The sequence below is a fragment of the Pelagivirga sediminicola genome (assembly GCF_003072125.1).
In the GTDB taxonomy this organism is placed as follows: Bacteria; Pseudomonadota; Alphaproteobacteria; order Rhodobacterales; family Rhodobacteraceae; genus Roseovarius; species Roseovarius sediminicola.
On record NZ_QCYH01000031.1, the window covers coordinates 1 to 10,008 of the forward strand.

Annotated in this window: 8 protein-coding genes and 1 pseudogene; 5 read left to right on the top strand and 4 right to left on the bottom strand. The window is 55.6% G+C overall.

The window, feature by feature from the left end:
* Positions 1-76: 76 nt before the first annotated feature.
* From DC366_RS18770 to DC366_RS18785, 4 genes and pseudogenes are all read left to right on the top strand, one after another.
* A pseudogene (locus DC366_RS18770) lies at positions 77-511 on the top strand (transposase); the annotation flags it as partial.
* Between the two features lie 438 nt (positions 512-949).
* Positions 950-1,885 carry a YihY/virulence factor BrkB family protein gene (locus tag DC366_RS18775; protein WP_108693689.1) on the top strand — a complete coding sequence of 312 codons (936 nt, stop codon included), beginning with the start codon at positions 950-952 and terminating at the stop codon, positions 1,883-1,885.
* 117 nt (positions 1,886-2,002) lie between these two features.
* Positions 2,003-2,362: a PRC-barrel domain-containing protein gene (locus DC366_RS18780; RefSeq protein ID WP_108693690.1), complete on the top strand. Its 360-nt coding sequence runs from the start codon at positions 2,003-2,005 to the stop codon at positions 2,360-2,362.
* Positions 2,363-2,981: 619 nt separating this feature from the next.
* Complete coding sequence (locus tag DC366_RS18785) at positions 2,982-4,796, top strand: SLC13 family permease (RefSeq protein ID WP_108693691.1); 1,815 nt, start codon at positions 2,982-2,984, stop codon at positions 4,794-4,796.
* Positions 4,797-5,567: 771 nt separating this feature from the next.
* Here the strand turns inward: DC366_RS18785 and DC366_RS18790 are convergent.
* The 4 genes from DC366_RS18790 to DC366_RS18800 form a co-directional block, all read right to left on the bottom strand.
* On the bottom strand, positions 5,568-6,767 hold the full coding sequence (locus DC366_RS18790) for an MFS transporter (RefSeq protein ID WP_108693693.1): 1,200 nt from the start codon (positions 6,765-6,767) through the stop codon (positions 5,568-5,570).
* A 25-nt stretch (positions 6,768-6,792) separates the two neighbouring features.
* Complete coding sequence (locus tag DC366_RS20020) at positions 6,793-6,948, bottom strand: hypothetical protein (protein ID WP_165802966.1); 156 nt, start codon at positions 6,946-6,948, stop codon at positions 6,793-6,795.
* A gap of 512 nt (positions 6,949-7,460) precedes the next feature.
* Positions 7,461-8,054, bottom strand: a complete 594-nt coding sequence (gene yczE / locus DC366_RS18795; RefSeq protein ID WP_243405232.1) for a membrane protein YczE — start codon at positions 8,052-8,054, stop codon at positions 7,461-7,463.
* A gap of 308 nt (positions 8,055-8,362) precedes the next feature.
* Positions 8,363-9,070: a thermonuclease family protein gene (locus tag DC366_RS18800; RefSeq protein ID WP_207768781.1), complete on the bottom strand. Its 708-nt coding sequence runs from the start codon at positions 9,068-9,070 to the stop codon at positions 8,363-8,365.
* A 244-nt stretch (positions 9,071-9,314) separates the two neighbouring features.
* Here DC366_RS18800 and istB point away from each other — a divergent pair.
* The coding region (istB, locus tag DC366_RS18805; protein ID WP_243405233.1) for an IS21-like element helper ATPase IstB at positions 9,315-10,008 on the top strand (694 nt) is incomplete at its 3' end.

Here is a 10,008-nt window from a genome sequence, read left to right on the forward strand (position 1 = left end):
ATCTCATATTTAAGGGCAAAGGACAGCCGTTGATTTCGTTGGATTTCTCATCTCACAATTATGGGCTACGCGACACCATGTCTCGAAGGGGCAGCACACAGTTGTGGCTGCCGCAATGCGCCAGGCCTTCGAACAGCCGGACCGCATTCATGCCGCGGAAACATGGCATCGCGTGGCGGATCAGGTCCGCCCCCGCTGGCCCAAGCTCGCCGATCTGATGGATGTCAGCGAACACGACGTGCTGGCTTACATGGCATTCCCGCGTCAGCACCGCAAAAAGTTGCATTCGACCAATCCGATCGAAGGCCTCAACAAGGAGGTCAAACGCCGCGCCGATGTCGTCGGGATCTTCCCGAACGAGGCCTCGATCCTGCGTCTGATCGGAGCCGTCCTGTTCGAACAAAATGACGAATGGCAGACCTCGAGCCGATACATGATGGTCGAGGCCTTCGCCCAGATCGACAAGGAGGAAGTCGATCCGCTTCTCAGCATCACAACAAGAGCCGCCTGATCATGCCCTCAGGCCATCTCGCAATTTACACCACCTTGACGGACGTGACCCGAAAATGAGAAGTATGGAGTGAGGGGCAACTGGGGTGCGGTGGTGGAAATTATATTTGCGTAAGCAGATCTGATGGCCGGATGGGCGTAAAGCACCGCTGGTACAGAAAACCACGGCAGATTGACTCGACCCCATGATCCGCAGGGTGATCTTCTATGAGTTGAATCATCATCCGAACGGGCGGCCGAGCTCCGCTTGAGCGAAAAGTGATGATCGACAGCGGCGCTAAAGCAAAGCCGATGGCCTCTTCGAAGATGCAAAGCGAAACGTTGACCGCCGCCGTCCCGTGTCATGTGCATATTTGAAGGGGCGAGATCGAATGACGCCTTGTCGTTTACCTGAAGGAGAGTCACCGTGCTGATATGAAAATATGCAGAAGGCCAGCGCATGAATAAAAGATCCGGTCAGGAAACCGGTCGCGATATGGTCCTGACCCATGGGATTCTGAGCGAGAACCCGGAAGATCTCTTTGCTCCAAGGGGCTGGCGTGTCGTGCTGGCCGTCTTTCGAGAGGCGATGCTGAGGCTGTGGAATGACGACGCGTTTGGACTGGCGGGCAATGTCGCCTTTCGCGCCCTGCTGGCCATCTTCCCGTTTCTGATCTTCACCAGCGCATTGACCGCTTTTGTAGCCGATCGTTCCACCGCCAACGATCTGATTGATTTTTTAATCGCAATCGTGCCGACCCCCTTGATCGAGCCTATCGTGACTGAGGTTGAAAAGGTCATGACCGTGCCGCGCGGCGGCGTTCTGAGCGTCGGTATCCTGCTGACCATCTGGTTTGCGGTTGGCGGCGTTGACGGGGTGCGTGTGGGGCTAAATCGCGCGTATGGAATTCGCGAAACCCGGTCGATCATCGCGCTTTATGCCGTGCAGGTCGCCATGGTCATCCTTGCCAGTCTCGCGCTCGTGATGGTCGGCTACCTGCTGGTTCTGGCGCCGCAGGCGGGATCGTGGCTGCACGACCTCATACCTGGGTTTGATCCGGCGTCGGTGACTGTCAGGCTGGTCCGGTTTCCCGCCTCCGCAACGATCTTTATCCTCGCGCTGTTTGCGGCGCATCTCATGCTGCCAGCGCGGCGCACCACATTTGCCAATATCTGGCCGGGTGTCATCTTCACTGCCGTGTCGTGGACCGTTCTGGCCACAGTATTTGCGTATTACGTCGGCAGCTTTGGCACATATGCCAGCTACTACGCAGGCATGGCCGGGATCATTGCAGCGCTGTATTTCATGTATCTCGCAGCCCTGCTGCTGATTTTCGGCGGTGAGCTGAATCGCGCCTTGCGCATCCGACGCCTTGCCCGTGCGATGGGAAGCTGAGGGCAGTGATAATTCCCGCCGACTGGCAATTGCGAAGATCGGCGAGATTGCCCTGGCGATTTCTCTTCAAGGAACTGATTAGTTGCGGTGTGGTTCCTTTACATATGCAAAGGAGGAATGAGCATGAACACTACAACTACTGGAAATCTCGTGTCTTCGTCGGATGTTAACGGAACAGAAGTATTCGGCAATGACGGAACAAAAATTGGCTCGATTGATCATCTGATGATCGACAAGCCGTCCGGCAGGATCGCCTATGCCGTCATGGGGTTTGGCGGCTTTCTGGGCCTTGGCGAAGAACATCACCCTGTGCCATGGGGCAAGCTGCGCTATGATACGCAGATGGGTGGCTTTGTGACGGATATCACCGAGCAGGAAGTCAAAGGTGCCCCAGCGGCGACAGATAACTGGTTTGGAAACCGCGAGTGGGAACAACGCGCCCATGACCATTACGGTGCCAACACATACTGGCTTTAATTATCGTTTGAATGGCAGGGGCACGGACCGTAGATCGGCCCGTGCCCTTTTTACTTTCACATCTTTGTGTCCGGCAAACTTCGTACTGAACCACCACTGAACCACCGTTGTAAATGGTTTTGAAGCCGCTGCTCAGGACTTCCAGTTCGAGTGCGTCGGTGCGGATCGCCAGTTCCGCCGGGTGCGGAGAGTTGTCGGCATGTCTGGATGGGCACGGCTGTTACGCGCGACCTTGGACGCTTAACGTCATCTGTTATCGGTTCACTGGAGAGAAAAAGTTTAAGGATTCCTACGACCCCGCGTAACCCTTGCCGATAGAGAGTGTCATGAAGTCTGTGTATCTGGCCCGGGTCCAAACGATCAAGTCTAAATATGCTCCAACGCCTTCAATCAGAATCTGTTTACTTAAGAACTGGCCGCGTACTTGCTTTGGGTGCACGGCTTTTCTAATTTTAACGTAACTCATTTTATTCAATGGTTTGCGAGAAAAAAGTGCTATTTTTGCAATCCATAGAATACATATCTGGCTGGAACTGAAACCTACCCCCCGCAGTTAATTCTCCAGCAGTTAATTCTCCAGCGGAATCGCCGCCGAGTACTGATCAAAAAGTGAACGTTGATGGATTTTGTTACCGAGTTATTTGCCGAGTGCAAAACCTTCGTTTCTGTCTCCATCCTGACCGCCCTCTTCGTTGGCTTTCTGCTGGAGCGATTGCCGCCTTCCGCTGTCGCTACTGGTGGTGCAGTCGCGTTTCTGGTCGTGGGCTATATCTCCACAGAGGAAGCCCTTGAGGTTTTCTCGAACCCCGCGCCAATCACCATTGCTGCCATGTTTATTCTGTCGGGCGCGCTGGTGCGCACCGGTGTCATCGAGGCCATGTCCGGATTCTTCGTCGACCTGGCCACGCGCAGAGGCTGGGCGGCGTTCATCGGTCTGCTGGTCTGTATCTGCGTTGCTTCGGGGCTCATGAACAACACGCCGCTGGTCATCGTGATGATCCCCGTTGTGATCCGGATTGCCCAGACATTGAACGCCCCCGCGTCTCGGCTTCTTATTCCATTGTCCTATGCCGCCATTCTTGGCGGGACACTGACGTTGGTGGGGACATCGACAAACCTGCTAATCGACGGGGTGGCGCGCAAACAGGGCCTTCCGCCGATGAGCATTCTGGAGATCGCGCCTTACGGTCTAGCCGCCTGCCTGGCGGGCGGTCTGACGTTGCTTCTGCTCGGGCCACGGCTTCTGCCCAGCCGGGATTCCGCAAGTGCCGCCCTTGAGGATGACGATCTGAAATTCCTGACCGAGGTGCGGATTGCCAAGGGCGACGATGACGACGGTGAGGAATCGGCACCTGTTTTGACGCTTGCCGATCTAAAAGGACTGAGATTCTCGCGAGTCTTGACGGTTGTGCGGGGGTCACAACGCTTCGCGCCTGAAGAAACGCTTGAGGTCAAGCCGGGGGACCGGGTCGTTCTCACTGCGTCAAGGTCCGAAATTCTTACGCTTGAGGAAGATACCGATTTCGTGGTCGGCCTGAACCGGCGGTTTGGCTCTGAAAGTCCGGGGCGCGGCGAAGATGCGATCATACAGGTCGAAACCATGGTGTCACCGGATCGCTCCGGTGCGGGCCGCATCGTGCGCGAACTGGAATGGCTGGGTCGTTATGGTGTGCGACTGCTGGGAATTTCGCGTCACCGGCACAGTCCGGGTCCGGATCTCGGCAGTGTGAGGCTCAGGCCCGCCGACCGGTTGCTGCTGGAAGGTCCCTCGGCGTCGGTTGCGGCAGTGATATCCGCCAACGGGTTGATTGCAGCGTCTGAGCCAGTCGCGCGGCCTTTTCGCAGGCGGCGTGCTCCGATTGCGCTGGCCTGCCTGTTCGGCGTCGTCGGGTTGTCCATCTTCGACGTGGCACCGATCGCGACACTGGCCTTGGCCGGGGTGGGCATCGTGCTGCTGACGCGCTGTATCGAGGCCGCCGACGCATGGCGTGCGATTGACGGATCGACCCTGATCCTGATTTTCGCCATGCTGGCGGTCGGCAAAGCTCTGGCAAACGTGGGCCTGATCGAAAATCTGGTCGAGATGCTTGCGCCGGTACTTGCCGAAACCTCGCCCCTGCTCCTGTTGATTGCGATCTACGCACTAACGTCGTTTCTGACCGAGATTGTCTCGAACAATGCGGTGGCGGTGATTCTGACTCCCTTGGCGATCTCACTGGCAACTACGTTAGGTGTTGATCCTAAACCATTGGTCTATGCTATCATGCTCGCGGCATCGGCTTCGTTTGCAACTCCAATCGGGTATCAGACCAACACACTGGTCTATGCGGCTGGGAATTACAGGTTTCTCGACTTTCTTCGCGTGGGGCTGGTGATGAACGTGACCGTCGGGCTGGCAAGCTGCGTTGCTATCTGGGCGCTGAACGATCTATGATTAGGCTTATAGCAGAGGGCGGCTCGTATCGGTGGTTTGTGCCGGGTGGGAGCGAGGAAGAATGTCCCCGGACGGTACGTATTGCCTTGCTCGTTTGTTGCCATCCGGCAAGTGACAAATAAAGCCTGCGAAACGACTGAAAAGCGGCCAATTAGCCTTCGGCCAAAAACCAGACTTCGCGCCGTCTTCGTACTTTGGCGCGGCGACGCTCGGCTTCAACCAACGACTTTATTGTGTGTGAAGCCAAGACTCTTGAGAAGCTCGACTATGGCAGAGTGATGAACGGTGACACTGGTCGCATGAGCCATCGCATCCTGTAATTCAAAAAGAGTATATCAGGGCCTTGGGTCATCAGTTCCTGAAAGAAATCAACGTCCGCAGCAAGTTTTTTGTTCCTGACGGCCGCCCCGTCGGTGCAACAACAGCCTGAGCCAAGCCACGAATTCGGCGCGCCTACCTGCCTCCCGTTACGGCGAAAACTTACAGGTGGCGTGCCGCCTCTCGTGCGGTCATTCATTCACCGATCAATCGTGCAAAACGCTTCGACAGTTCACTTGGCAACGGTGCTGGCATGACATGAACATCCCAAACAGGGTGAATCTTAAATCAGCAGGTAAGAGAATCCTCCCTATTCAAACTTTCCTCGAAGCGCTTTAGGGCATTGATCACGGTCGCCTAAATGTGTTCCATCTCAGGCGAACTGCTGTGACCTCATTAAGATTTGCACCAAGAAACTCCTGATACGACAGTCCTGACCCGATTTTCTGAGCGTCAATACTTCGCGTCCTCATCAATCCGGGGCAAGAACCAAGTCAGCAATCCCGCAAGCGGCAGAAAAGAGCAGATCCGATACACCGTCTCGACGCCGTAACTGTCCGCCAGCACCCCAAGAAACCCGGCTGAAATGCCTGCGAGGCCAAAGTTCAGACCATAGAACAACCCACCGATCAGCCCGATCCGGTTGGGCAGCAGGTCCATGGCGTAGATCAGGATAGAGGCGAAGGCGCTTGCCATGACAATATTGATCATCACCGTCAGCACCCCGGTCCAGAACAGATCGGCGTAAGGCAGGATGAGCGTCAGCGGCAGTGGCCCCAGCACCGAGATCCAGATAATCTGGTAACGACCGATCCGGTCGCCCACAATCCCCCCGATCAGCACACCCGCCGCGGCCGCCAGCAAAAAAACAAACAGCATCATCTGCGATGCGGGGATGGACAGGCCAAAACGGTCCATCAGATAAAAGGTATAGAAGGAGCGAAAGCTTTCGCCGTAGGTGTTTTTGGTGAACATCAGAAAGGTCAGCACGATGAGACCAACACCGATGGTCAGCGGTGCGTGGCCCGCCGTCTCACCTGCCTTTTTACCTCGCGCCCGCATCGCTGCGAATTCAACACTTAGCTGTCGTTGCTTGCTGCCGATCCATGTCAGCAACACCATCGCGGCCAGAGCAGTCAGCGCGAACCACGCAAGGCTGGGCTGCCCCCAGGGCACGATAATCAGCGCGGCAAATACCGGGCCCAGCGCCCCGCCCGCCTGTCCGCCGACCTGAAATATCCCCTGCGCAAGCCCTTGTCGGCCACCAGCGGCATAGCGCGCCATGCGCGTTGCCTCGGGGTGAAAGATAGACGAGCCGATGCCGATCAACGCCACCGATAGCAAAATAATCGGATAACTCTGGGCGAAAGCGAGACTGACCAGCCCCGAAAGCGTGAACATCATCCCCACGACCGGCGAATACGGCGCGGGGTGCCGGTCCGTTACCATGCCGATCACCGGTTGGAGCATGGCCCCGGCAACCTGAAATGTCAGGGTGATCATACCGATCTGAACGAAATCCAGCGCATAGGCCTGCTTGAGGATCGGATAAGCTGCGGGGATCAGAGATTGCATCATGTCGTTCAGCAGGTGTGTCAAACCAAGCACCACCAGCACAGTCAAATGAGTCCCTGAGCGGGTTGCAGTCGTCATGTCGTCGTCTTTCACTTTCGGCCCATCAGGTACCAATATAGGCAATTGCCCACAATCTGGCGGTCACCGCAAGGAACCAGATATCGGCGTTGTCGCCACGCGCCAGCATCAACCCTGTCGTGGCGCGACAATCCGGCTGTCCGAGCGTCCATGTTGGCACGCTTAATTGTCCAAGCATCATCAGGCCGCGTCTTGCGATTGTGTCGTGAAGGTGGTGGAAATTTGAAGGTGGCGTACTGTCTGGCTCCACAGGGCCTTGGGCTATCGCCCACCGGCGTCGGAAAGCCTGAGGCAAATAGACCAGAGGCCAACCGTGCATTGATATTCAAACTGTACCACCCGGTGGGGGCATTCCGTGAACACCTAGGGGCTATTCAGGACTACTATTTTCATTGTGAACAAAATGAGTCGCATTATACGGTGTTTGCCGAAGAAAATAAGCGCGGGCGGCGTCTGTAAGGCCAAACCTCTCAACATATTCCATTAAGATTTTCCAGATTTGTGAGTTATCATCCGGCTCATACTGCATCGATCGAGACCTCCTAATCACTAATGATTCATTGTCGCATGCCAAGTATTAAGATTTTACTAACGCAAGATTGCGAGGCTTGTATGGCCTTTAAACATAATAGAAACAAAGCCGGCTTTGGTCGGTAATAGCCGACGCCAAAAAATTCCATTTTCTGACAAATGCTAACGTCCTGTTCTGCGAAGTTGTAAAATTTGCATACCAATTGCCATTGCTGGCCCGATACCCAATGCGAAGAAGACCGTGCCCAAACCTAGCGTGCCGCCCAACGTCCAACCGACCGCGACAACCGTCAACTCAAGAAACATCCGCACAAGCGCGATGGGTTGATGTGTAATAGCCTGAAGCCCGGTCATGAGCCCATCTCTGGGTCCTGGGCCCAAATTCGCGACCAAGTATATTGCCCCGCCGAATCCGGTCACCAACACGCCGACCAGAGCCAGCAACGCGTTCGCAAAATACGCCTCGAACGTTGGTAAAAATGGCAGCACGTATTCCAGCACCAACGCGATTATGATCGCGTTGAGGATCGTTCCTATACCAGGTGTTCGCTTGAGTGGAATCCACAAAACCAAGACGGATGAACTGATGACAAAAGTCGCAAATCCCAGGCTCCAATCTGTGATATTGGTCATGCCTTCCGCGAACAGCGTCCAGGGACTCACGCCAACGCCTGCGGTGATCAGTAACGCTTCTCCTAAGCCAAATATCACCAAACCAATGATGAGATATGTAACTGAGGCCAATGGCGGTTTCATGGTGAAAGCCTTTGGCGAACTCCATCGAAGCTTTGGGACTGAGGTGACGGAAAGAAAACTCAAAGTTCGACCCATGTAAAAGCGTTAAGTGACTAGGGTTTGTGCCAACTTAGATAGTTCACAGCAAGACTAATATTTGCAGGGCATGCGTGCGAACTCTCATGGAGCGCTTTTGGGTTCAGGCCGTGGTTGCCATCCCTCAACTCGCATCGTCAAAACACAGCAGCCGACCGTCCTGGACACCACAATATTTGTCAAATCGGGCTGAAAGCGAACATTTGCAACCTCGATAATGAACGGTTGCTCCGCTAATTTCGAGCCCGCCGCCAGCCTGATGCCTGCGCTTCTCTTTCCGTGCAGAACCATCTTTCGCCTTTACCCTCTGAGATACGTGTTTTGTCGTAATGTTTTTGACCGGGCATGTGGTAGATGCGGACGCCCTTGCTGCTAATGTTGCCTTTGATCTGGCAGCCAGTGTTGGGACTTGCCGACTTGAATGGTTGCGGAATGAGCTTCTTTTGGGCATCTAGTGGAACGGTCAACGCGCCTAGGATTTCCGTCTGCTGATCCCGGCTGCGCCAATCCCAAGGGGCAATGAATGCGCCCGACCACAACCCCGACTGGCGTCTCCGTGCTTCATGCTCCTGATCGACGTAAATATTAGAATAGCGTCGGAAGGCGAGCGCCCAGCCATCAGAAGCCATTGCCGCGTTGATGTTGGTTTTACCGACAAAGCAGGTCATGAGCCGCCGTTCGTAGACGTCGACTTCGTTACCTGTGCAGTTAAGCGACCTGCCTTCTATCAGGCGGATCAAAGCATCGCGCGCAGCGATCCCACAGGCGTAAGTCTTACCGGTCCCGCTGAGACAAACCTGATCGGTTTCTGGTGCATCGATGCCATGTAATCGAATTCGAGCACCTCTTATCGTAACCGTGTCGCCATCGGAAACCATTGCTGCGCCCGATATTCTAGCAGCGGACGCCGCCATCGGCGATGCAAAGAGTGTCGCGTTCAAGAAGATGATACTCAGGAGATAACAAATATTCATACGGTCTTAGTCCAGCATCTTGAAGGAAAATGAAAGGTGCGGCGGCGATCCTCCCGTTACGCGTCTGGCTAAGGTGTTTGATACCACGTGTTGGATGGCACGCCGACCGACCAGCCAGACGTGAACCCTCCAGCCGCCTTGTCCCTGAGCAAGGAGCCAGAGGCCAATGTCGCGCGCTATGATGGGTTACGCGTCCAGAAAGGAGCGCGCGATGCGTCATGATCCCGCCGGCGCGGCCATCGTCATCATGTTGCGTAGCCTGAAAATGCCAGGCATGGCGCAGGCTGTGCAGGACCTGCATGAGCAAGGATCTCCCGCATTTGAAGCCGCCATGCCGATCCTGTCGCCACTGCTCAAGGCCGAAATTGCCGAACGCGAGGTGCGCTCGACGGCCTATCACATGAAAGCCGCCCGCTTTCCGGCCTACAAGGACCTCTCCGGCTTCGATTTTGCCGCCAGCGAAATCCGTGAAGCCCTGGTTCGTCAACTCCATCGCTGTGAGTTCATGGATGGGGCCGAGAATGTGGTGCTGATCGGCGGTCCCGGCACGGGGAAAAGCCATGTTGCCACCGCCCTCGGCATCCAGGCCATCGAGCATCACCGCAAACGCGTACGCTTTTTCTCGACTGTCGAACTGGTCAACGCACTGGAGCAGGAAAAGGCCCAAGGCAAGGCCGGGAAGATCGCTGAGGCGCTCGTCAAAACCGACTTGGTGATCCTCGATGAGCTGGGATATCTGCCGTTCAGCGCCTCTGGCGGCGCGTTGCTCTTCCATCTTCTGAGCAAGCTGTGTGAACGCACCAGCGTCATCATCACCACTAACCTGAGCCGCGGCGAGAGTGAGGAAAAGACCGAGAAGGACGGTTTCACCTCGCAGTCCCGGCGCAGCTTCCACCGGATGATCC